The 21,381-nt window shown below is 70.9% G+C and carries 17 protein-coding genes, 2 pseudogenes and 3 riboswitches; of the genes and pseudogenes, 13 read left to right on the top strand and 6 right to left on the bottom strand.

Translation table 11 applies throughout. The features are described from left to right. The 3 genes from D7V80_RS30915 to D7V80_RS30905 all read right to left on the bottom strand — a co-directional run. Positions 1–561: MarR family winged helix-turn-helix transcriptional regulator (locus D7V80_RS30915; protein WP_233585847.1), on the bottom strand; the 561-nt coding region annotated here is incomplete at its 3' end. 235 nt (positions 562–796) lie between these two features. Continuing rightward, positions 797–1,111, bottom strand: a complete 315-nt coding sequence (locus D7V80_RS30910; RefSeq protein WP_370452567.1) for a ComEA family DNA-binding protein — start codon at positions 1,109–1,111, stop codon at positions 797–799. Between the two features lie 35 nt (positions 1,112–1,146). Next, positions 1,147–1,392, bottom strand: a complete 246-nt coding sequence (locus D7V80_RS30905; RefSeq protein ID WP_120591550.1) for a hypothetical protein — start codon at positions 1,390–1,392, stop codon at positions 1,147–1,149. Positions 1,393–1,560: 168 nt separating this feature from the next. Between D7V80_RS30905 and D7V80_RS44005 the strand changes: the two are divergent. Further along, positions 1,561–2,171: pseudogene (locus tag D7V80_RS44005) on the top strand (DUF1016 N-terminal domain-containing protein); the annotation flags it as partial. Continuing rightward, positions 2,163–2,924: a PDDEXK nuclease domain-containing protein gene (locus tag D7V80_RS30900; protein ID WP_370452566.1), complete on the top strand. Its 762-nt coding sequence runs from the start codon at positions 2,163–2,165 to the stop codon at positions 2,922–2,924. The pseudogene D7V80_RS44005 and the gene D7V80_RS30900, both read left to right, overlap by 9 nt. Positions 2,925–2,953: 29 nt before the next feature. Here D7V80_RS30900 and D7V80_RS30895 read toward each other — a convergent pair whose 3' ends face one another. Then, positions 2,954–4,006, bottom strand: coding sequence for a hypothetical protein (locus D7V80_RS30895; protein ID WP_120591549.1), 1,053 nt, complete (start codon positions 4,004–4,006; stop codon positions 2,954–2,956). A gap of 70 nt (positions 4,007–4,076) precedes the next feature. Further along, on the bottom strand, positions 4,077–5,060 hold the full coding sequence (locus D7V80_RS30890) for an aldo/keto reductase (protein ID WP_120591548.1): 984 nt from the start codon (positions 5,058–5,060) through the stop codon (positions 4,077–4,079). Between the two features lie 59 nt (positions 5,061–5,119). Here D7V80_RS30890 and D7V80_RS30885 point away from each other — a divergent pair, with 59 nt between their 5' ends. The 11 genes from D7V80_RS30885 to D7V80_RS30830 all read left to right on the top strand — a co-directional run bounded on the left by D7V80_RS30885 (position 5,120) and on the right by D7V80_RS30830 (position 20,938). After that, complete coding sequence (locus tag D7V80_RS30885) at positions 5,120–5,722, top strand: TetR/AcrR family transcriptional regulator (RefSeq protein WP_120591547.1); 603 nt, start codon at positions 5,120–5,122, stop codon at positions 5,720–5,722. A 20-nt stretch (positions 5,723–5,742) separates the two neighbouring features. After that, positions 5,743–5,979: riboswitch (cobalamin riboswitch) on the top strand. Positions 5,980–6,027: 48 nt separating this feature from the next. Beyond that, positions 6,028–8,022 carry a TonB-dependent siderophore receptor gene (locus D7V80_RS30880; protein WP_120591546.1) on the top strand — a complete coding sequence of 665 codons (1,995 nt, stop codon included), beginning with the start codon at positions 6,028–6,030 and terminating at the stop codon, positions 8,020–8,022. Further along, positions 8,003–9,610, top strand: coding sequence for an MXAN_6577-like cysteine-rich protein (locus tag D7V80_RS30875; RefSeq protein WP_120591545.1), 1,608 nt, complete (start codon positions 8,003–8,005; stop codon positions 9,608–9,610). Before D7V80_RS30880 ends, D7V80_RS30875 begins: the two co-directional genes overlap by 20 nt. Positions 9,611–9,653: 43 nt before the next feature. Further along, positions 9,654–9,877: riboswitch (cobalamin riboswitch) on the top strand. 155 nt (positions 9,878–10,032) lie between these two features. Next, complete coding sequence (locus tag D7V80_RS30870; RefSeq protein WP_120591544.1) at positions 10,033–11,448, top strand: hypothetical protein; 1,416 nt, start codon at positions 10,033–10,035, stop codon at positions 11,446–11,448. Positions 11,449–11,456: 8 nt separating this feature from the next. Continuing rightward, positions 11,457–12,134: a cell surface protein gene (locus D7V80_RS30865; RefSeq protein WP_120591543.1), complete on the top strand. Its 678-nt coding sequence runs from the start codon at positions 11,457–11,459 to the stop codon at positions 12,132–12,134. A gap of 143 nt (positions 12,135–12,277) precedes the next feature. Next, positions 12,278–12,601 (top strand): hypothetical protein, encoded by a 324-nt coding sequence (locus D7V80_RS30860; RefSeq protein ID WP_120591542.1) that lies wholly within the window; start codon positions 12,278–12,280, stop codon positions 12,599–12,601. Beyond that, a complete protein-coding gene (locus tag D7V80_RS30855) occupies positions 12,591–12,836 on the top strand; it encodes a hypothetical protein (protein ID WP_199738896.1) in 246 nt (81 codons plus the stop codon). The genes D7V80_RS30860 and D7V80_RS30855 overlap by 11 nt, the downstream gene beginning before the upstream one ends. A gap of 82 nt (positions 12,837–12,918) precedes the next feature. Continuing rightward, positions 12,919–13,076, top strand: a riboswitch (cobalamin riboswitch). Positions 13,077–13,241: 165 nt separating this feature from the next. After that, entirely contained in the window at positions 13,242–14,537 is a 1,296-nt protein-coding gene (locus D7V80_RS30850) for a hypothetical protein (RefSeq protein ID WP_120591541.1), read from the top strand. Further along, complete coding sequence (locus tag D7V80_RS30845) at positions 14,537–15,298, top strand: cell surface protein (RefSeq protein ID WP_120591540.1); 762 nt, start codon at positions 14,537–14,539, stop codon at positions 15,296–15,298. The genes D7V80_RS30850 and D7V80_RS30845 overlap by 1 nt, the downstream gene beginning before the upstream one ends. A gap of 284 nt (positions 15,299–15,582) precedes the next feature. Continuing rightward, complete coding sequence (locus tag D7V80_RS30835) at positions 15,583–17,277, top strand: FHA domain-containing protein (RefSeq protein ID WP_120591539.1); 1,695 nt, start codon at positions 15,583–15,585, stop codon at positions 17,275–17,277. Between the two features lie 85 nt (positions 17,278–17,362). Continuing rightward, a complete protein-coding gene (locus D7V80_RS30830; RefSeq protein WP_199738895.1) occupies positions 17,363–20,938 on the top strand; it encodes a serine/threonine protein kinase in 3,576 nt (1,191 codons plus the stop codon). Positions 20,939–20,953: 15 nt separating this feature from the next. On the opposite strand, the pseudogene D7V80_RS30825 reads toward D7V80_RS30830, so the two are convergent. Next, a pseudogene (locus tag D7V80_RS30825) lies at positions 20,954–21,381 on the bottom strand (hypothetical protein); the annotation flags it as partial.

Below are 21,381 nucleotides of genomic sequence, written 5' to 3'. Positions count from 1 at the left end.
GCCTTCGGCGGGAGGGATGGGGCGGGAGGACGCCGGAGCGTCCTCCAGGGGCGCGGAGAGGCCGCCCAGTTCCTCGGCGAGCGCCTTGAGCACTTCCTGGGTGAAGACGATGCGGTCGCGGGCCAGGCGGGCGAGCACGCGCTGCACGGCGGACTCGACGGTGCCCTCGGACGGGATGTCCAGCGCGCGGCCGGAGTCGGTCAGCGCGAAGAGCGCCTTGCGGCCGTCGAGCGGATCCGACTTGCGCTCCAGCAGGCCCCGCTTCTCCAGGCGCTTGAGCACGCCGGTGAGCGTGCTGGGGTGCACGTGGAGGATGTTGGCGAGCGTGCCGGCGGTGATGCCCGGGAAGCGGCCCACGAGCCGGATGACCAGCCGCTGCGGGCCGGTGAGTCCCAGCGTGGACTCCATCCGCTTGGACGTGGACTGCAGGCCATGGTCCACGGCCCACAGGAGGCGCATGAACTCCAGCACCTCACCCAACTGCTGCTGATGCTGCTGCGAACCCCGGGACCTGCTGCCGTCCGGGCCTGGTATCGACTCCGGGGCTTGTGTGTCCTTCATGGGCGCATCCTCCCTCACCTCCGGCCTCCCTGTCTTTCGGTTGTGTTCCAAAGGTGGGCGTGTCCTAGCGCGTCGGCCTGGGCGTTCCAGCAAAATCCGGAAGGGGTGCTCGCGGCAGGACGGGGCCGCCCGGCTGGAGGCCTTGGGAGGCGGCGGAAAGCCGCCATCCCCGGGGCATGCCGAAACCCGGGAATGGCGGCCTTCCTGAGCCTGACTCAACCGAGGGTTGTATTTGTCATGGGTTCGTGGCGCTTGCCTCCCTTCCCGGCGGCAGGGAGGCGGGGACCTGCTCCTTCTTGAGGGTCGTGGGGCCGCTGAGGGCCAGGTGGGCCCTCAGCTTGAGGAACTTCTTCTTGCCGAAGCCCTTGACCCGGACCAGCTCCTCGACGCGACCGAAGGGCCGCTTCTTGCGGTGCTCGAGGATGCGCTGCGCCGCCTTCTCACCCACGCCCGGCAGCAGGTCCAGCTCCGCCGCCGTGGCTTCGTTCAGGTTGACCACCCCCACGTATTGCATGCGCGGGCTGGCGGCGTCCGCACGCCCCGGCCCCATCAGCACGCAGCCCAACACCCAGGCCCAGGCCCACTTCACGAGTGGCCCCCCACGCCCGCCTCCAGCGAAGACTCGCCGCCCCCGAAGCGGCTGCCGGCCGCCGTGTCGCGCTTCTCCGCCGCTTCGCGCACGTGCAGCTTCCCGTCCAGGGGCAGCACGTCCAACAGCACGTTGAGCGAACCGTCCTTGTTGACGAACGCGCTGCCCGCGCGCACCCAGATGCTTCCGCCCTTGCCCTCGCGGATGGAGAACACCGCCAACCGCTTCCCCGCCATCAGCATCGACACGCTTCCCCCTTCAGAATCCCGCGCCACCACGGCCCGGGCACCTCGCTGGCTCGACCGCCTGAGGTCGCGTCCGGGCTTGAGCAGCCCGCGTGCCAGCGGCGTGCTCCTCTGAAGGGGAGTCAGTGCACCGTGCCGCGGTGCGCGCGGCGTCCACGCGCGGGGATGGGCGCGGATGCTCCAGTGGGCGTCTTGCGCGGTGAGAGAGGCGCGCTGCTGGGAACGCACCGAGCCTCGGGGCTCGCATCAGTCAATGGGACCGGTCGGAACAGGCGCAGCGGCACCACTGCTGCATGGCGTTGGAGCAGCGGGCCGTTTGCCTCTGACCGCTACACCTTTCCAGGAACAGTCATGATGATGTCGCGCAAGAAGAGGCACAGTGCCGCTGGCGCGCCCTGCGACCAGGAGGTTTCGATGCTCGTCCACGACCTCAGCTCCATGATCGAGGTGGCTCGCCAGCAGGTCGCGGCCACTGCGAACGCCGCGCTCACGACGCTGTACTGGCAACTGGGGCATCGCGTCCTCACCGAGGTGACGGGTGGACAGCGCGCGGAATACGGTGGCCAGATTGTCTCCGCGGTGGGGAGACAATTGGAGGCACGCTACGGGCGTGGCTTCGGCGAGAGAACCTGCGCCGGATGGTTCAGTTCGCGACCGTGTTCCCCGACGCGGAGATTGTCGCAGCACTGCTGCGACAATTGGGGTGGACCCACTTCACCCTGTTGATTCCGCTCAATGACCCGTTGAAGCGCGAGTTCTACGCCGAGATGTGCCGCGTCGAGCGGTGGAGTACACGCGAGCTGCGCCAGAAGATCGACAGCATGCTTTTCGAGCGCACGGCTCTCTCCAAGAAGCCGGAGGAACTCATTCGGGGTGAGCTCACGGCGCTGCGCGGGACCGGAGAACTCACGCCGTCGCTCGTGTTCCAGGACCCATACATGCTCGATTTCCTCGAGCTCTCCGACACGTATAGCGAGAAGGATCTCGAGTCGGCCATCCTCCGTGAGATTGAGCGCTTTCTCCTCGAACTCGGCGTGGGCTTCGCCTTTGTCGAACGACAGAAGCGCATCACGCTCGACGGCGACGACTACTACCTCGACCTGCTCTTCTTCCATCGGCGCATGCGAAGGCTCGTCGCCATCGAACTCAAGATCGGCGACTTCAAGCCCTCGGACTCCGGTCAGATGGAGCTCTACTTGCGGTGGCTTGATCGGCACGAGCGCCAGTCTGCCGAGCAGGCCCCGCTCGGCATCATCCTGCGCGCGGGCAAGAAGCGCGAGACGGTCGAATACCTCGATCTCGACGCACGCGGAATCCATGTCGCTGAGTACCTGACGGAGTTGCCTCCGCGTGAGGTCCTCCAGGAACGTCTCCACCGTGCGATCGAATCCGCACGTGCGAGGCTCGAAATCAGTGCAGGAGCCAACGTGGACGTCGCTTCGGGAAGGCGGGCCGCGACGATGGGGGGCCTGAAGCGCAAGCCCCAGGGGCGGAAGCGACGGAGCCGGACCACACGGGCCGCGCGTTGACGGGCTGGGGGCTCCCTGGGCGCGGGAGGTCAGTGCTTCGCGCGGCGTGAGCTCCGGCCGTTCCAGAGCCGGAGCGTGGCGAGCAGGCCCAGCACCGTCAGTCCTCCGCCAGCCTGGGTGCAGCCCTTCTTGGAGTCGCCTGGCACGGGGACGGGGGGCGGATCCTCGTCCACGGACCCTCCGCCAGCCAAGGGGCCTCCATCCGCGCATTGGGCCCGCGGGTGGCCATCCGCGAGCGCGCCCCTGGTCGGGCAGCTCAGCTCGAAGTCCACGCTCACGGGAGGAAGCGTGAGGTTCGCGTGCTCCAGCGTCGCCGTGAGCGTGGCCCGGTGCCGGCCCGGCAGGAGGCTGTCGTCCGGTGGCTGCCCCGAGCAGCTCCTGGAGACGCAGACCGTGTAGAGGAAGAGCAGTTTCCAGACGTTGTCGGAGCGATGCCACGCGACGTTGTCCTCACCCGTGGAGGACAGCACGCCGTGCGTCGCGTACCTCCAGGGCTTGCCGTCCACCTCCACCGTCCAATGCACCCACGGAAGGAACGGCACCAGCTCCGGTGACGGTGTGAAGCGCAGCGTGGTCGATTCCCCCTGCTCCCTCCCTTCGCTGCAGATCCAGTCCCCGTACACCTTGAAGGAACCCTGGATCGGCGTGTCGGCCGTCAGGGTGCCGAGGGTCGTGGGCAGGGGAAGGGCTGGACCGGCGGTGAAGGTCACGGACCGGGTCTGGGGCCCCTGGCGCTCACAGGCCCCCTTGGCCTCGATGCGGTACGAGGTGCCCGGCTCCAGCGGCGCGTCCGGGACCAGGACCTGTGTCCCGTGCGCGCCCGCCGTGACGGTCGCGGAGACCGGCGTTCCGTCCGGCAGCAGCAGCCGGAGGGTGGAGGGATCCATGCTCTCCAGAAGCGGCGGTATCGCCACCAGCCCGGGGACGTTCGCGGGCACCACGCCACCGTCCCCGGGGAGCGGGAAGCGCACTCCCTGCTCGCAGTCGGGCGCGATGCAGGCGCGCGCTGGCGTGGGAGCGAGCATGCCCAGTCCCACGAGGAACATCCCCACCGCGCTCCATTTCCAGGCGTCTTCGTTCATGTCCCCTTGGACACCCGCGTCCGTGGGATTGGGACATCGCTCCGCCGCCAGGCATTGAACGGAGGGAGTCTCAGCGCTCGCTGTCGAGCATCTTCATCTGCTGCTCGGGGTAGCGCGTGCCGGAGATCGCCTCCTTCGGAAGGATTGCTTCGACGGCGGCCACGTCGTCGGACGACAGGGGCTTTTCCAGTGCTCCGAGCACGTCGAGCAGTTGCTTGCGCGTGCGTGCGCCGACCACGGGCACGAATGCCGGTTGCTTCGCGAGCACCCACGCCACGGAGAGCTGAGCCGGCGTCATCCCGCGCTCCGCGGCGTACGCGTGGAAGCGCGCGACGGCCGCTGCGTTGCGTTGGCCGGCCTCGCCCGCGAAGCGCGGGTAGTGCACGCGGGCACCCTCCACCTTCGCGCCCGTCAACAGTCCTCGGGAGAGCACACCGTACAGCGTCGCGCTCATGCCCAGCTCGGTGAGGGTGGGGAAGAGGGTCTTCTCCGGCTCGCGGGTGATGAGCGAGTACTCAATCTGAAGGTCGCTCAACGGGTGCACCTTCGCCGCTCGGCGGATCGTCTCGGCGCCCACTTCGGAGAGACCGATGCTTCGCACGTAGCCGCCCTTCACCAGGTCGGCGATGGCGCCCACCGTGTCTTCAATCGGGACGGTCGGGTCCAGCCGGGCGGGGCGATAGACGTCGATGTGGTCCACACCAAGCCGCTGCAGGCTGTACGTGATGAAGTTCTTCACCGCCGCGGGGCGGGCATCGAAGCCCCCGGGAGCCCCGTCTGGCCCACGCATCGCCCCGAACTTCACCGAGAGCCGCACCTTGTCGCGCTGACCTTCGATGGCGCGGCGGATGAGCAGCTCGTTGTGACCGCTGGCGTAGAAGTCGGCCGTGTCCAGCAGCGTCACCCCTCGCTCGATCGCCTCGCGGAGGGTCGCGATGCTCTCCGTCTCGTCGGACGGCCCGTACGCTCCGGACATGCTCATGCAGCCGAGCGCGATGGGAAACACCCGCGGTCCTGTCGTGCCGAGTTGCGTCGTGCGGTGGGTCGGGGTCATGGCTTCCTCTCCTCCTGCGGTTGGGCTATACGGAACGTTGTTCCGGTACGACCACACATATGCGGAACGATGTTCCGTTTGTCAAGGCGATGAAGAAAACCCAGAGAGTGGATGCCCAGCGCAACCTCGACTCGCTGCTTGAGGCGGCGAAGGCTGTGTTCGCTGAATCCGGAGTCGACGCGCCCGTGCGCGAGATCGCGAGCCGTGCTGGCGTCGGTATCGCGACGGTGTATCGGCACTTTCCACAGCGGGCCGAGCTGATCGCCGCCGTATACCGGCGCGAAATCGACGCGTGCGCGGCCGAAGCCCCGGCGCTGGCGCGCGAGCATGATGCGTTCGAGGCGCTGACGCGGTGGCTTCACCGGTTCACCAGCCTCATCGCCACCAAGCGAGGCCTTGCCGCGTCGCTCAATGCCCAGGATCCGGCGTACCAGGCGCTGCCCGCGTACTTCCGTGAGCACCTTGAACCGGTGCTCCAGTCGCTGCTCACGGCTGCCGCGTCGGCGGGGCAGGTGCGCAAGGACGTCGACGCGTACGAGCTCCTGCGCGGCGTGGCGAACCTCTGCGTCCCCGTCGCGGAGGTCAGCCCCGGTTTCACCCGGAGGATGGTCGACCTGCTCATCGACGGACTGCGCTACGGCGTGTCGGCGCCCGCGCCTTGACGGGCTGGGGGTGACCTCCTAGAAGTGCCGGGCCCTTGGGTGCCCATGCCGGGCCTTCAAGAGGGAAGCCGGTGCGAGTCCGGCGCGGTCCCGCCACTGTGAACGGGTTGCCCTGAGGTCCAGGGCCGGAAGCCTCGGCTGTCACCACTTTCGCGTTCCGCGAAGGGAAGGTGGAGGGTTCCTTCCAGAAGGGCGCAGCGTGCGCCCACGTCTGGAGCCTGTCAGCCAGGAGACCTGCCCAGGGGTGCGGCAGCGGTGCTGCCGTGAGGCCTTCTCTCTTCGACGGAGGGAGCGGAAGGCGGAGCATGCGGCGCTCGCTTCTCGCCCGGACCGTCGTCGGTCTGGTGATCAGCTTCCAGGGACTGGCCCGGGCCGGGCAGGAGACGCCTGCGCCCGAGGCCAGCGAGCCGCCGCTTCCTGAGTTCGTCCTCCCCACCGTGGAGGTCATCGGCAGGGAGGTCCCCGAAGCACCCGTCGACTCCGCTCGACGCCGCGACCCCACCGGCGCCATCACCGTCATCGATGCCCGCGAGCGCGCGGGTGAAGCGCGCGACACCGCGGAGCTGCTCGGTGGATCCGCGAGCCTCGTCGTGCAGGACTCCGGCGGCTACGGGCAGAGCAAGAGCCTGGTGGTTCGCGGCGCGTCGTCCAATGGCGTGCTCGTGTTCCTGGATGGCATCCCGCTCAACGGCGCGGGCGGCGTCGCGGACCTGTCGCTCATCCCCGTCGCGCTGCTGGAGCGGATGGAGATCCTCCGTGGCGCGGCCGGTGCGCGCTACGGCGCGGGCGGGCTGGGCGGCGCGGTGAACCTCGTCACCCGCGCGCCTTCGTCACGACTGCTCTCCAGCGGCGAGGTCACCTACGGCAGCTTCGACACCGTGATGGCCCATGTCGCCGCGTCGGGCGCGCTGCTCGGTGGTCAGACGCTGGTGCTGCTGCATGGTGGCCGTTCCCAGGGCGACTTCAGCTACCGCGTGGACGAACTGCCCGCGCTGGACGACAACCCGCTCACGCAGGAGGTGCGCACGCGCAATGACGCTCGCGGCGGCGGCGCGCTCCTGAAGTACCGGCGTGGCCTGGACGGCGGCGGTCGCGTGGATGTGCTCGCGGAGGTGTCGCTGGAGGACCGTGCGCTCGCGGGCACCGTGCAGAACCCCACCGTGTCCCTGCGCCAGGACCAGACGCGTCTGTCGCTGGGCGCTCGCTGGGCACGGCCCTTTGGCGACACGGGCGAGGGCAGTGCTCGCGGCTACTTCCGTCGCGACTGGCTGGACGTCACCGGCGGCTCCACCGGCGTGGACTCCGGCGCGCAGCGCTACACCGTGGGGGGTGTGGAGCTGGAAGGCCGCGCGGTGCTGGGTCGCAACGCGCTCGCTGTCACGCTGGCCGGATCCTCGGAGTCCGTCACGCAGGCCGGGGGCGGAACGGCCGCGTCGTGGTGGCGCGCGAGCGTCATGGCCATGGACGAGCTGTCCCTGTTCTCCGAGCGCTTGATGCTGGTGCCTTCCGTGCGCGTGGAGCGCGTGGGGCACTACTCGCTCCTGTCGCCCAAGCTGGGCGCGAGCGTGGACCTGGGCCACGGCTTCGGCGTGCGCGCCAACGCGGGCCAGTCCCACCGCGCGCCGTCGTTCCTGGAGCTCTACATCCGTCAGGGCCTGCTGCTGCCCAACCCGGAGCTCAAGCCCGAGCGCGCCCTGTCCGTGGACGCCGCGGCCCTTTGGCACAGTGAAGTCTGGAGCGTCACCGCGGGCGGCTTCGCGGCGGTGTACGAGAACCTCATCGCCTACGAGCTGTATCCGCCGAATCTCGCGAAGCCCTACAACTTCGCCGCCGCTCGCGTGTGGGGCGCGGAGGTGGAACTGGAGGCCCGGCCGCGTCCATGGCTCACCGCCACCAGCAGCTATGCGTGGACGCGCACGCAGAACCGCTACGGCGACCCTCGCTACTTCGGCAAGGAGCTGCCGTATCGCCCTCGCCACAAGTGGGTGGGCCGGCTGCGCGTGGGGCCGGACTGGCTCAACGGACGCACGGAGGTGCTCGTCCAGTCCGCGCAGTTGATCAACCGCGTGGGCGAAGCGCGGCTGTCCCTGCCTTCGCGCACCTGGGTGAGCGTGGGCGCCTCCAGCACCTTCCTGCACCGGCCGGACCTCACCGTGTCGTTCGACGTGAAGAACCTGCTCGATTCGCGGACCGCTGATTACACCGGCATGCCGCTGCCCGGCCGCGCCGCCTACGTGACGCTCTCCGTGGCGCTCGACCCTTCAACCTCCGAGGACTCCCATGTCGCGTCCCCTCCCTGATGCTCGGCTCGCGCTGTTGCTGTCGGCCCTGGCGGCGGCGCTCCTCACCGGCTGTCCGGAGGAGAAGGTCCTGTGCACGTCCGGCCTGAGCGTCTGTGACGCCGAATGCGTGGACCTCCAGGGCGACCCGTCGAACTGCGGCGCGTGTGGCTCCGCGTGCGGCGCAGGGGAGACATGTCAGGCGGGCGTGTGCGGCTGCCAGCCGGGCACGGAGACGTGTGGTGACGCGTGCGTCGCGCTCGCGAGCGACCCGCTGAACTGTGGCGCTTGCGGCGCCGCGTGTCCGTCCGGCCAGGTCTGCGAATCCGGCACCTGCCGCGAGGGCTGCTCCGCCGGTGCCGAGCGGTGTGGGGACAGCTGCGTCGTGCTCGCGAATGATCCGCTCAACTGTGGCGCTTGTGGCGCGGTGTGCCCGGACGTGCAGTCCTGCCACTCGGGCCGGTGCATGTATGACGTGGTGACGGCCTGCTACACGAACGGGCAATTGGTGGGCATCCAGGCGGGGACGGACCGGATGGGGCCCCGGCGGCAGTTCGGCTCGGGTGTGCAGGTGCTGGCGGCCTGGGATGGCGTGGTGCTGGCGGCGGACGCGGCGCGCTCGGTGCTGTCGCAGGCTCGCGCGGGTGCGCTGGGGACGGTGGCGGAGGAGGACTCGCTGGGCGCGGTGGCGGCTTCGCCCAACGACATCCTCGTGGACCCTCCGTATGTGTATGTCCTCGACTCGGTGAACAACACGCTCCAGGTGCTCAAGCGGGAAGGGGCCGCACAGGGCGGGGGCCTGGGACTGCGCACGGTGGGGCAGGTGAACCTGGGCGCGAACACCAGCCCGCAGGTCATCGCGAAGCGCGGCGACACGTTCTACATCCCGCTGTTCGGCACGGCCGGCTCCGACTTCAAGCAGGGCAACGCCGTGGCTCGCGTCAGCGTGAGCGACCCGGAGAAGCCCCGGCTCGTGGACACCGTTCCGCTCACCGGCCTGAATCTGAAGTCCTTCGACGGCGGGACGACGATGGCGCTTCCGTACGCGGCGGTGTCCGTGGACGCGGGCGTCTACGTCGCGCTCACCAACCTGAGCCCCGCGAATGACTATCTGCCCAACGGGCCTGGGATGCTCGCGCGCATCGACCCGGCGGATGGCGGGGTGCATGCCATCGACCTGGGCGCGAAGGACTGTCTCAACGCGGGCGACGTGCAGGCGGTGGGTGACCAGTTGGTGGTGAGCTGTCTGGGAGAGGTGGTGTTCGACACCGCGAGCGGCTACCAGGCCAAGGCGGTGCGGGCCACGGGGCTGGTGCTGGTGAAGGATGACAAGCCCGTGGCGTCGTATGCGCTGTCGCCGGGCTGCACCGGAGGGCCGGAGAACGGCTGCGACCTCGCCGTGGGCGGACGGCTCGCGGTGGTGGGCAATGCCGTGTACGTCACGGACGTGAACGCGGGCCGCGTGTTCGTGGTGGAGGTGCGCGATGGCCAGCTCGTCGAGCGGCGCGGCAACTCCACGCCGCAAGCGATGGGCCCGGCGCTGGATGCGTGTCCGGTGGACCCCCGGCGCGGCATCTCCAATGCCATCGACATCGTCGCGGTGCCGTGAGGCATTGGCCCTGCTTGTATTGACAAGCCTTGCCGTCCGCCATACTCCAGCGCCCGTCGTTGGTACGCCGCACCCGCACGGTGTGGCGTTTAAAGGGAACCCGGTGTGAGTCCGGGACTGCCCCGCAGCGGTGATCAGGAACGAAAGCCGTCCTCGCAAGCACTGGCTCTTGAATGGGCTGGGAAGCGACGGCCAGTAGGTGGGTGACCCGATGAGGGCCTCCCGCGCCTGTGAGTCCGAAGACCTGCCACGACCCATGCCTCCGGGCATGGCCAGACCGGAGCCTCCGAGGGGAGGTGACGGAGGTCTTCCGCTCGCGCGGCGTGTCGTGTCCTGACGTGTCCTTCGTTCGCGGTCCGCTCTCCGTCCATGCCCCTTGGATTCACCTCGCCCGTGGGGGCGATGCAAGGGAGCAGTCGCGGATGAAGACAGAGCGGATGATGACGGGGCGGGGACTCCAGGGCTTCGCGTGGGTGCTGACGACCCTCGCGATGGCGCTGACCAGCACGGGTTGCGGCGATGAGTGCGTCGATGACTTCGACTGCCGCGACAAAGGCGCCGCCCCCGCGGGACAGAGCTACATCTGCGCCGAGAACAAGTGCGAGCTGACGTCCGTCCCCGTGCCGGATGCCGGTACGAGCACCGACGCCGGCACAAGCACCGACGCCGGTACGACCACGGACGCAGGCACGAGCACGGATGCAGGTACGGGCAGCGATGCCGGTACGACGACGGATGCCGGCACGGAGACCGACGCGGGTACGACCACGGATGCCGGCACGGAGACGGATGCGGGCACGGAGGCCGACGCGGGCACGGATCCGTGCGAGGCCGCGACCTACGACCCGAAGCTGGGCACGCTCCAGCTCCAGTCGGGCTTCGTGGCCGGCGAGGCCGCGTCGCTTCCCGCGGCCGCGGGCCCGGTGGGCGTGACGCCCGGTCCCACGTACTCGCTCTACACGGTGGTGTCGGACGGCTACTCCGGCCCGCATGCACTGTATTCGCTGGGCACGTGGCCGCAGGTGTCGCTGGGCACGGCGCCGCTGTTCGACGTGGCCGCTCCCGCGGATCGCGGGCCCTCCGCCTCGCTCTTCCTCAGCCCCTTCGTGGAGACGGATGGCCAGCGCGTCCTCACCGGCTACACGAAGTCCGGCGCGGGCTTCCCGGGCTCCGTGGGCGTGTATGACGTCTCCACGCCCTCCAGCTCCACCTACGTCTCCGCGCCGAGCAACTTCTCCGCGGGCGTCGTGCAGGGCGCGTTCCTCATCAATGGCGGCGGGCTCGACACCGTGTCGGCCGGTCTGGCCGTCTACGCGCTGAAGACGGACAGCTCGCCGTTCACCTCGCTGAAGGTGGGCACGCTCCCGCCTGAGACGGGCGGCAGCGGCTTCACCGCCGTGTCCACCAACGGCGTCGCGATGATCGGCTACTTCTCCGACGACACCTTCCTCAACGAGGGCCGCGCGGTGGCCCCGGCGGCCATCACCGAGGCGCTCAGGTCTGGCACGCCGTTCGCCGTGGCGGATGCGCCCGCGCTCGACGTGGGCTCCAACTTCGTCGCGGCTTCGGGCCACGGTGAGGGTGTGTCCGTGCTCCGCGGCGACTACGTCCCGCCCGACTACAACTTCGCCGGCACGGACGTCTCGCGCTTCGCCTTCACGGTGGCGGGTGCGGGCGAGACCGTGACCGTCGGTGCCCGCCAGCCGGTCCTCGTCTACGTGGATCAGTGCACGAGCGTGACGGGGATGACCGCCATCGGTTCGGATCTGCTCGTCGGCGTGGATGACAAGAACGGCGCGCGCCTGGTCCGCATCCAGCAGGCCCCGCAGCTCCGGTGAGCACGCCCATGAAGAAGACCCTTCTTCCGAAGTCGTTCGCGCTGGGCTTCACCGCGCTGCTCACCATGGCGTGCGGCGGCGAGGATTCGCAGGACCCCGTGCAGGGACAACTGTTGGTGGGTGACCCGTTCGCGGATCGCATCGTGTCCTTCTCTCCAGGCACCGGTGCCGGGTTCGGTCAGAGCCAGCTGCCGGGCGTCGTGCTGGGCGCACCGCAAGGGGATGGCGCGTCGTCGGGCTCGTTGGACGTGCTGTCGCTCGGACGCAACGGCGTCATCGTCCTGGAGTTCACGGACATCGCGGTCACGGATGGGCCGGGCGTGGACCTGCTCGTCTTCGAGAACGCGTTCATCAAGCCCAGCGGCAAGCCGTTCGCGGAGACGGGCGTGGTGGCCGTCAGCGATGACGGCGTCACGTGGCACGAGTTCCCCTGCGCGTCCTCCGACGTGGCGAACGACTACCCGGGCTGCGCGGGGGTCACGCCCGTGTACTCGCACCCCTCCAACGGCATCCCGGCCACCGACCCGGCCGTGGCGGGCGGGGACGGCTTCGACCTGGCGGACGTGGGCCTCACCCGTGCCCGCTTCGTGCGCATCCGCGATTCGGGCGCCAACGGCTACGCGGGCACCAGCGGCGGCTTCGACCTGGATGCCGTCGCCGTGGTGAACGGCGTGCAGCTGCCGTAGTCGCACGAGAGCGCCGGGGCCGTTCTCCAGCGGACGGTCCCGGCGTCCTCGCGGGCCCATACCGTGCGTCCAGGCCGCACGAGGCTTCCGGGGTGGGGGTGGCGGCATTAGATGCCCGCTGTTCCTCCCCCGGGTGCGCATCCATGAACCGTCGTTTCGCCTCACTCCTCGCGTTGCTGGGCGCCCTGCTCGGCGCGGCCGCTCCATTCCTCGTGCCCTCGGTGGTCTGGGCCCAGGCGTCCCGCCCTCGGGCCGCGCCACCGAAGGAATCGCCTCCGCCGCCCTCGCCACCGGCGTACGAGTACACCTTCGTCAAGCGCGAGGGCCCGGACGAGGACCTCGCGGAGCTCCAGCGCCTGGGGGCGGAGGGCTGGCGCGTGGTGTCCACCGTCGTCGTGGACGGCAGCACGCGCCGCTACGTGCTGATGCGCGACCGCCGCGCCGGGCCCACGCCGCGTGAGCCTTGACCAGGGCGCCATCGTCCCGCCCGACTTCAACTTCGTCTTCACGGAGGTCTCCCGCTTCGCCTTCACGGTGGCGGATGCGGGCGCGACCGTCACGGTGGGAGCCCCCGAGCCTGTCCTCACCTTCCCGAACCCGTGCACCCTGGTTTCGACGATGATCCCCATGGGGTCGGACCTGCTCGTCAAGCTGCAGGACAAGAACGGTACGCGGCTCGTCCGCATCCGTGACGCGCGATAAGCGTCCTCATTCCCACGCGTTCGCCCTGTCGATCGCCGCGCTGAACTTGCGGCGCATTGACTTTGCCCCGGGGTCGCCATAGTCCCGCTCCGTCATCGATGTCTTCCCGCCATGGGGCGGGAGGGCTTCCAGGGAACCCGGTGCGAGTCCGGGACTGCCCCGCAGCGGTAAGCAGGAACGGCGTTCGCACGAACACCGTTTCAGCGAGTCCGAAGACCTGGCGACGACCCGGCGTCCTCCTCACGGAGGGCCCGGCGACAGACCGGAATCTCCGCGGGGAGCTGACGGCGAAGGCAGACCACCCGGGTGCGATGCGCGCCTGGCGGTCCGGTGCCTTCCGTCCGCGCAGCCTCCCGCCAGGGAAATGCCTTCCGCCTTTGCGGAAAGGCCAGGAGCGAGGACGCGATGCGGACCGACATGAAGCGGATGGGCACGAAGGGCCAGCGCGCGGCGCTGATGGGCGCCCTGCTGGCGGTGGTGCTGGGCGGCACGGGCTGCGGCGAGGAGTGCGTGGACACCTTCGACTGCCGCGACAAGGGCGCGGCCCCGGCGGGCCAGTCCTGGGCCTGCGTCGAGCAGAAGTGCACCCAGGTCGTCGTCGACATCGAAGAGGATGACGCGGGCACCAACACCGACGCGGGCACGGAGACGGACGCGGGCACGGAGACCGACGGCGGCACCGGCACGGATGCGGGCACGGACGGCGGCACGGTCGCTTGCGCCCCGCTGCCTCGCGAGCAGGTGCTGGGCACGCTCCAGCTCCAGGCGGGCTTCAGCGTCGCGGAGTCCGCGGACCTGTCCACGGAGGTGGTCGCGGTGGTGTCCACGCCCGGCCCCACGTACTCGCTCTTCGCGCTGCGTGAGACGGCCACGGGCCGCGATGTCTTCGCGCTGGGCACCTGGCCGGACGTGAAGCTGGGGGACGCGGCGATCGACACGGTGCTCGCGCCCGCGGATCGCGCCAACCCGACCGCCACTTTCCCGTCCTACTACCTGGCCCATGACGGCACGCGCCTGCTCGCGGGCTACACGAAGAGCGGCTTCCCCGCTCCGGGCTCCGTCGCGGTGGTGGAGCCGGCCGGGCGCGACACGACGACCTATCTCAACGCGCCGGACAACTACTCCGCCGTGGGCGCCACGGACCTGTTCTTCATCAACGGCGGCGGCGTGGACACGGTGACGGGCGACCTGGGCGTCTACGCGCTGGTGACCTCCTCCAAGCCCTACTCCGCCGTGAAGGTGGTGGACTTCCCGGCGCAGGTGGGCGCCAGCGGCCTCAGCGCCATCGCGGCGAACGGCATCGCGGTGTTCGGCTACTCGGAGGCGGACACGTACGTGAACACGGCCTACGCCGTGTCCAGCACGAAGCTGGACGCAGCGATGACCTCGCGCACCCCGGTGGTGCTCGTGAACGAGCCGAAGGTGGACGTGGGCAGCAACTTCACTGCCGTCGCGGGCTTCGGCAACGGCGTGGCGGTGGCGCGCGGGACCTTCAGCGGCGTCACCGACGTGTCGCGCTTCTCGCTCACGCCCGGCCTGGGCGGCGGCCAGCCCCTCAGCGTGGGCACACGCGAGGCGGTGCTCGACACCACGGATGCGTGCACGGCCGTGGACCTGCTGTCGTCGCTGGGCGCGGACCTGCTCGTGGGCGTGAAGGACGTCAACGGCCGCCGCCTCGTGCGCATCCGGCAGGGCCAGTGATGAAGCGCCCGCTGCTCGCGCTCGGCGCGCTGCTGGCCCTGGGCGCGTGCTCAGGTGACCCGGAGCCCGGTCCGCTTCCGGGTGAAGACATTCTGGATGCCGGCACCCACGCGGATGCCGGTGTCCCCGATGCCGGGACGGACACGGACGCCGATGCAGGTGTCGACGCGGGCTCGCGGCCGGTGGATCCGTTCGCGGACCGCGTGACGGCGTACCAGTTCGGCGACTCGGCCGGCTTCGGTCAGGACCGCCTCCCGGACATCGTGCTCGGGCCGCCCGTGGGGACGGGACAGAACACGGGCTCGCTCGACGTGCTGTCGCTGGGGCGGGGCGGCTCCATCACCCTGGAGTTCACCGACCTGTTCGCGGTGGACGGCCCGGGCGTGGACCTGATCGTCTTCGAGAACGCCTTCCAGAAGTTCGGCGGCGACATCTTCGCGGAGACGGCGCAGGTGTCCGTCAGCGACGATGGCGTCACCTGGTTCGACTTCCCGTGCGCCGCCACCGACAAGGACGGCGGCTACCCGGGCTGCGCCGGCACGCACCCGGTGCTCTCGGCTCCGGACAACGGCGTGTCCCCCACCGACCCGGCCGTGGCGGGCGGGGACGGCTTCGACCTGGCGGACGTGGGCCTCTCCCGTGCCCGCTTCGTGCGCCTCACCGACACGGGGCTCAACAGCTACGGCGCCACGTCCGGCGGCTTCGACCTGGATGCGCTGTCGGTGGTGAACGGCCAGCTCCCCGACGGCGGCGTGCCGTGAGTACGCGCGCGCCCCACCTGCCTTCCGAAGACGTGGAGGCGGGTGGGGGCCTCTGGGGCCTCCAGGGCCCGCGTCCCGCCCGTTGACCGCATTCCGCACGCTGCGCGTGGGTGACGCCCTCTTCATCCACCGCCCCAGGTGAACTCCGACCCCAGCATCCGGCGGAACCCCGGGTATGACGCGACGCGGGAGGGCGTCCGGGGCCTCGGCCGGATGCCCGTCTTCCACGGGAAAGCGTCTCGGACTCTCGGAAGATTGGGAGGTCGTGTAATGTCTTGCGCCCGATGTGGCAGATCATCATCAACGGGCCCGGCTACTTCGACACGTCGTACGACCTGCCGGAGGGCGTCACCAGCCTCGGCCGTGCGGACGAGAACGACATCGTGCTGGGCGGCGACCTGGTGTCGCGCCGGCACGCGCGGCTCTACGTCGAAGGTGACGTGCTGCGCATCGAGGACCTGGGCAGCCGGAACGGCAGCCGGGTCAACGGTTCGCCGCTCCAGGGCAGCAAGCACCTGAACGCGGGCGACACCGTGGTGCTGGGGGAGAACACCCTGGCGGTGCGCCAGCCGCACACGGTGGAGAACGCCGCCACGGAGATGATGGACCTGGGCGCGGGCGGCGTCGTGCGCTTCGGGCATGGCACGGACGTGGGCCCGTCCGTGCTGCTGGCCAAGAACGTCAAGGACGCGGACGTGCTGCGCCTGCTGGACAACGTGGGGCCGCTGCCGTTCGACGACGCGTTCTCCGGTCCCTCGCCCGTGCCCGCGGGCTCCGCCATCGCCAGCCCGCGCGTGTCGTATGAGACGCTGGTGCTGCTGGTGCACGCCGCGGAGGCGCTGGCCACCGCGCGCACGCTGACCGCGTTCCTGGAGTCCGCGATGGACCGGCTCCTGGAGCGCACCGACGCGACGACGGCGGTGGTGCTGCTCAAGCACGCCACCGGGCCGCTGGTGCCCGCGGCGGTGCGCCACCGGGGACGGCTGGCCAAGGGCGAAGTGCCCGTGTCGGACGCCATCGTGGACGAGGCCATCCGCCAGGGCCGCGCGATCGCGGTGGGTGACGTGAAGGACGACCGCCGCTTCGCCGGACGCGAGAGCGTCATCATGTACGGCGTGGACCGGGTGCTGTGCATCCCCATCGGCACGGAGCCGCCCTTCGCGGGCGTGCTCTACGTCAACGTGCCCGGCGGAGGCGACACCAGCCTGGAGCTGATGCTGGACGCGTGCACCGCGGTGGCCCACCTGGTGGCCAGCGGCGTGCAGCGCTTCGCCGTGCGCGACGGCTCCAGCACGGACCGGATGCGGCGCAACCTGGAGCGCTTCCACTCGCCGGAGGTGGCCGAGCGCCGCTCCGCCGAGGCCCAGCGCACGGGCGGCAAGCTGCCGGGCCTGGAGGAGAAGAACCTCACCGTGCTGCACGCGGAGCTGGCGGACTTCGGCGCCGTCATTGGCCGGCTGGGCGCGGCGCGGGCCACGCAGCTGCTCAACGACTTCCACGCGCGCATGAGCGGCATCGTCTTCAGCTTCGAGGCCACCGTCGAAGGCTTCATGGGCGAGTCCATGCGCGCCCTCTTCGGCGTGCCCTACGCCAAGGGCGACGACGCGGTCCGCGCGGTGCGCGCGGCGCTGGCCCTGCGCGCGGACTGGGACAGGGGCATGGCCCGCCGGCCCCAGGACGAGCGGTGCGACCTGCGAATCGCGCTGCACTCCACCAAGGCGCTGGTCGGGATGATCGGCACCGAGGCTCGCACGGAGTACAGCGCCGTGGGAGAGGGCATGGGAGTGGCGGGCTGGCTGGCCTCCACCGCGGCGCCCGGCCAGGTGCTGATGACCGGCAAGCTGCTGGCGGCCACCGGGGCTCGCTTCGACGTGATGCCCCTGGGCGAGCGGGTGGTGCGGCCGCCCCGGGACAAGGTCGCGGTTTTCGAGGTGATTGAAGAGGACATGGGCATGCTGACCAACCCCGGTATCCGGTGAGGCGGCCGGCGCGGCCGGTTGACGGGTTGAAGCGGGCCCCCTGCCCGGGGTTCAATGCGCTACCCGTGGTGGACCCCCGCACCGCATGAACTCTTCGACCCAGCCCGCCCGATTGCGTCCCTTCCGGCCGCAGCCCTTCGGCCGGTACACGCTCCTGTCGCATCTGGCCACCGGCGGCATGGGGGAGATCTACCTCGCCCGCCTGGAGGGCGCGCAGGGCTTCGAGAAGCTGTGCGTCATCAAGAAGATCCTCCCGCAGTTCGCGGAGGACCAGGACTTCGTCGACCGCTTCGTGGGTGAGGCGCGCACGCTGGTGCGGCTGGGGCACGGCTCCATCGCGCAGGTGCTGGACATGGGCGTGCACGAGGGCGAGGCCTACATGGCCCTCGAGTACGTGGACGGCAAGGACCTGCGCAAGGTGGCCGCGCGCGTGCGGGACCGGCAGACGCCGCTGCCGCTCACCTTCGTGCTGTACGTGATGGGCCGGGTGCTGGACGCGCTGGCGTACGCGCACCGCAAGCGGGACGAGGAAGAGAAGGAGCTGAAGCTCGTCCACCGGGACATCTCTCCGCAGAACATCCTCATCTCCTACGAAGGGGAGGTGAAGGTCATCGACTTCGGCCTGGCCAAGAGCCGGCTGTCGGCGGCGAAGACGAACCCCAGCATCATCCTGGGCAAGTTCCTCTACATGTCGCCCGAGCAGGCCCGGCACCAGCCGGTGGACCGCCGCAGCGACCTGTACGCGGTGGGCCTGTGTCTCTACGAGCTCATCTCCGGCAAGAACCCCTTCGACGTGCTTCCGCCGGGCGAACTGATGTCCGCGGTGGCGAACCCGAAGGTGGCGCCGCTCAGTGAAGTGGAGCCGCTGACGCCGCCGGCGGTGTCGCAGCTGGTGGCGAAGGCGCTGGCGGTGGATCCGGCCCAGCGCTTCCAGAACGCGGAGGACTTCCGGGGGCGCCTGCAGGCGTGCCTGATGGAGATCGACACCAGCGCGGGCCCGGAGAGCGTCAGCAAGTTCATGCGCGACCTGTTCTCCGCGGACTACCAGTCCGAGCGCCGCCTGCTGACGTCCCTGCGGGAAGTGTCTCGCGACGTGCGCGCCAGCGGCACGTACGAGTCGCTGGCCCCCGCGCCGCGCCCGACGATGCAGGCGCCCTCGCTGCCGCCCAAGACCATCCGCCTGGATGGTCCGCTGGAGCCCCTGTCCTTCCACCCCACGCCCCGGAGCCGTGAGGACGGCGGCGGCGCGCGAGACGACGGTGAGACGCGCCCCGGCGTGGTGGTGGACGAGTCCACGCGTCCCGCGTTCCCGGTGGAGGCGCTGGAGGAGGCGGCCCGCGCGAAGATGCGGCCCAGCCCCGCGTCGTCGGAGCCGTCGCCCACGGTGGAGGTCCGCCAGGACGCGATGGACCGGCCCACCATCCTCGAGGGCCTGCCGGCCATCCGGCTTCCCTCGGACCGCGCCGTGGAGGCGGAAGCCTCCGCCCCGCTGCTGGGAGAGCCCACCGCGCCCCGGGCGGACGCGCTGCCGGCCTCCGAGGCGCACGAGCCCACCGCGCCTCGCGCCACGTCGCTGCCGTCCGCGGATCCAGGGCTGCCGTCGCGCGACGCGCCTCCAGTGCCGGACGTGCCGGTGGGACGGGGGGCTTCGCTGCCCTTCTCCGATTCGGTGGGCCCGCGGGGTGTGCCGCCTCCGCCGATGGCGTCGATTCCCGCCGTGCGGCCCGCGGATGGGCCCGTGCCCTTCGTGCCGGTGGATGCGTCGCGGCCGGTGGCGCCTCCGCCGATGCCTTCCTTCGACGGCGGGGTGGGGCGGTTCGAATCAGCGGGTGAGTCGCTGCCGTTCATGGAGCCGCCGCCTCCGCCGGACGACCCGTTCGCCGATGACGAGGAGCTTCCCGAGAGCCCCTATCCGTGGCCGGAGCCCATCCCGGAAGGAGGCCGCTCCGCGGGAGCCGAGCTTCGCGCCGCGGAAGTGCGCATCCCGGAGGGACAGCGCCCCACCGCCGCGATGCCGTCCCTGGCGTCGGCGCGGCCTGGAGTCATGACGCCGAACGGCAGCCGTCCCGCGCCGCCGTCCGCGTTCGACGCGGCTCGCGCCCCGGAGCCCCTGCCGAGCTACGAGCCGGTGCGCGCGCCGGAGTCGTCGCGTGGCTTCGATTCGCCCCGGGCTTCGGAGTCGTCCCGCGGCTTCGATGCGCCCCGCGCCGCCGAGTCCGCGCGTGCCGTGGAAGCCCGAATCCCGGAAGGCCAGCGCCCCACGGCCGCGATGCCGTCCCTGGCGCCCTCGCGCCCCGGCGTGACGACGCCGTCGAATGGCAACCGGCCTGCGCCTGCGCCAGTGCCGCTGCCGTCGTACGCGGCGCCCACCATCCAGGTGCCCTCCATCCAGTCCTCGCGCTCCTTCGAAGCCGAAGAGGACTCTCGGGACTCCGAACCGCTCGATTCGGGCCCGGCTCCCCGGCCCACGATGCAGGACACGCGGCCGTCGGAGGACCTGGTCTCGGTGGATGCCCGCGCCCTGGAGGCGGACTCCAGCGTGCCGTACATCTCCGCGGATCCGGACGACGCCTCGGCCGCGCGCGAGGGCAACGCGGACACGCACCCGCGCATCTCCATGCCCCGGGCCTCGCGCCGCGAGGAGCCCCAGGCCCGCGTGATGCTGGACGAGGCGCTGCTGCGCGAGACGTCCTCTTCCACCGGCAAGCGTGAAGCCGACACCGGCCCCACCGCTCCGGCCCGGGGCAAAACGGGGTCCCGGCGCGCCGTGCGCGGTTCGTCGCCGAGCACGCCGCCCCCGCGCTCCAGCACCGCGTCGAGCATGCGCGCCGTTACCCGCGCCCCCGCGCCCGCAGCGGATCCGGACGAGTCGTCCACCGCGCGCGCGACGCGCGACGACGCGACCCGGCGCAAGGCCATGCCGGTGCGGCCGGAGCCTTCGGATCCGCCGCGTGCCTCGCGGCGCGAGCCCACGCAGGTGAAGAAGGGTGGCGGGCTGCGCTCCGCGCTGGTGTTCATCCTGCTGATGGTCGTCGCGCTGTCCATCGTGGGCGCGGGGCTCTACTTCGTCCCCGAGCTGCGCGTGGCCGTGGGCCTGGAGCAGTCGCGGACGTCGACGCCGCCTCCGCCCACCCCGGTGCAGCAGATTCCCACGCGGCCCGTGCCTCCCCTGGGGCGTCCGCCTTCTCCGGGCCAGGAGACGCCTCCTGCCCAGAACGTGGCCACGGCGCCCACCTCCGCGCCGGCTGAGCCCACGCCACCGTCCGCCGAGTCCGCGCAGGCTCCCGCCGAGCCGGATTCCGCGGACACCGATGATCTGGCTCTGGAAGACATGCTCCGCACGGATGCGCCGGCGGACGGCGCTGCCGCTCCCGCCGCGAAGAAGGTGGCGCCGGCACGCCCCGGCAAGCGCGCCGCCACGACGCGTGCTGCCCCCAAGCAGAGCAACCTCCCTCCCGAACTGGCGAGGGAATGGGCGCAGACGAAGGAGCTCTTCGAGAAGCTCGAGAACAAGCACAGCTGCACGGCCATGGGCATGCAGTGCAACCTCTACGAGAAGCTCTCGGACGACTTCGCGGAGGGCGGCAGCAGGACGCCGACCCTCAAGGCGGTGAGGAGCCTGCACGGACAGCTCAAGGACGTGCAGCGTCGTCAGGAGTAGCCGTCCCGGAGTTGCCTAGAGCTTGCGGCCCGCGTCCGGCTGGGTGCCCGCGTCCATGGCTCCAGAGCCCCCCGTGCCCGCGTCCATGGCTCCAGAGCCCCCCGTGCCCGCGTCCATGCCTCCAGAGCCCCCCGTGCCCGCGTCGGGCCCGGAGCCACCGGTGCCCTCCGAGGGCGCCGTGCCCCGATAGCTCTCCGCGAGCCCCGTGCCCAGCTCTCCGCTGCCGCCCGTCTGTCGGCCCAGCCCGGTGTTCCCCTCCAGCTGATTGGGGGCCGCGGTGCCGCCGCCCAGCGCGCTCCGGCTGTCGCTGTTGTAGGGCTTGCCGCCGCCCTCCTCGCTGGAGGTGTCGCGCAGCGGGCTGCCCGCCCTTTCGCCGGCCGGCTCCGCGCGGGAGCGGTGCTGGAGCTGGACGGGGTCCTGGAACCCTCGCATCTCCTCCGGGG

This window comes from Corallococcus sp. CA054B (assembly GCF_003611625.1).
In the GTDB taxonomy this organism is placed as follows: domain Bacteria; phylum Myxococcota; class Myxococcia; order Myxococcales; family Myxococcaceae; genus Corallococcus; species Corallococcus coralloides.
Note: the sequence above shows the minus strand (reverse complement) of the source record. Positions and strands in the feature narration are given on the sequence as shown.

What these genes read in the sequence shown, in the direction of transcription:
- D7V80_RS30910 (WP_370452567.1), bottom strand. Translation starts at nt 1,111, where the DNA reads ATGGGGCCGGGGCGTGCGGACGCCGCCAGCCCGCGCATGCAATACGTG.
- D7V80_RS30905 (WP_120591550.1), bottom strand. Translation starts at nt 1,392, where the DNA reads ATGCTGATGGCGGGGAAGCGGTTGGCGGTGTTCTCCATCCGCGAGGGC.
- D7V80_RS30900 (WP_370452566.1), top strand. Translation starts at nt 2,163, where the DNA reads ATGTGCCGCGTCGAGCGGTGGAGTACACGCGAGCTGCGCCAGAAGATC.
- D7V80_RS30895 (WP_120591549.1), bottom strand. Translation starts at nt 4,006, where the DNA reads ATGAACGAAGACGCCTGGAAATGGAGCGCGGTGGGGATGTTCCTCGTG.
- D7V80_RS30890 (WP_120591548.1), bottom strand. Translation starts at nt 5,060, where the DNA reads ATGACCCCGACCCACCGCACGACGCAACTCGGCACGACAGGACCGCGG.
- D7V80_RS30885 (WP_120591547.1), top strand. Translation starts at nt 5,120, where the DNA reads ATGCGGAACGATGTTCCGTTTGTCAAGGCGATGAAGAAAACCCAGAGA.
- D7V80_RS30880 (WP_120591546.1), top strand. Translation starts at nt 6,028, where the DNA reads ATGCGGCGCTCGCTTCTCGCCCGGACCGTCGTCGGTCTGGTGATCAGC.
- D7V80_RS30875 (WP_120591545.1), top strand. Translation starts at nt 8,003, where the DNA reads ATGTCGCGTCCCCTCCCTGATGCTCGGCTCGCGCTGTTGCTGTCGGCC.
- D7V80_RS30870 (WP_120591544.1), top strand. Translation starts at nt 10,033, where the DNA reads ATGAAGACAGAGCGGATGATGACGGGGCGGGGACTCCAGGGCTTCGCG.
- D7V80_RS30865 (WP_120591543.1), top strand. Translation starts at nt 11,457, where the DNA reads ATGAAGAAGACCCTTCTTCCGAAGTCGTTCGCGCTGGGCTTCACCGCG.
- D7V80_RS30860 (WP_120591542.1), top strand. Translation starts at nt 12,278, where the DNA reads ATGAACCGTCGTTTCGCCTCACTCCTCGCGTTGCTGGGCGCCCTGCTC.
- D7V80_RS30850 (WP_120591541.1), top strand. Translation starts at nt 13,242, where the DNA reads ATGCGGACCGACATGAAGCGGATGGGCACGAAGGGCCAGCGCGCGGCG.
- D7V80_RS30845 (WP_120591540.1), top strand. Translation starts at nt 14,537, where the DNA reads ATGAAGCGCCCGCTGCTCGCGCTCGGCGCGCTGCTGGCCCTGGGCGCG.
- D7V80_RS30835 (WP_120591539.1), top strand. Translation starts at nt 15,583, where the DNA reads ATGTGGCAGATCATCATCAACGGGCCCGGCTACTTCGACACGTCGTAC.
- D7V80_RS30830 (WP_199738895.1), top strand. Translation starts at nt 17,363, where the DNA reads ATGAACTCTTCGACCCAGCCCGCCCGATTGCGTCCCTTCCGGCCGCAG.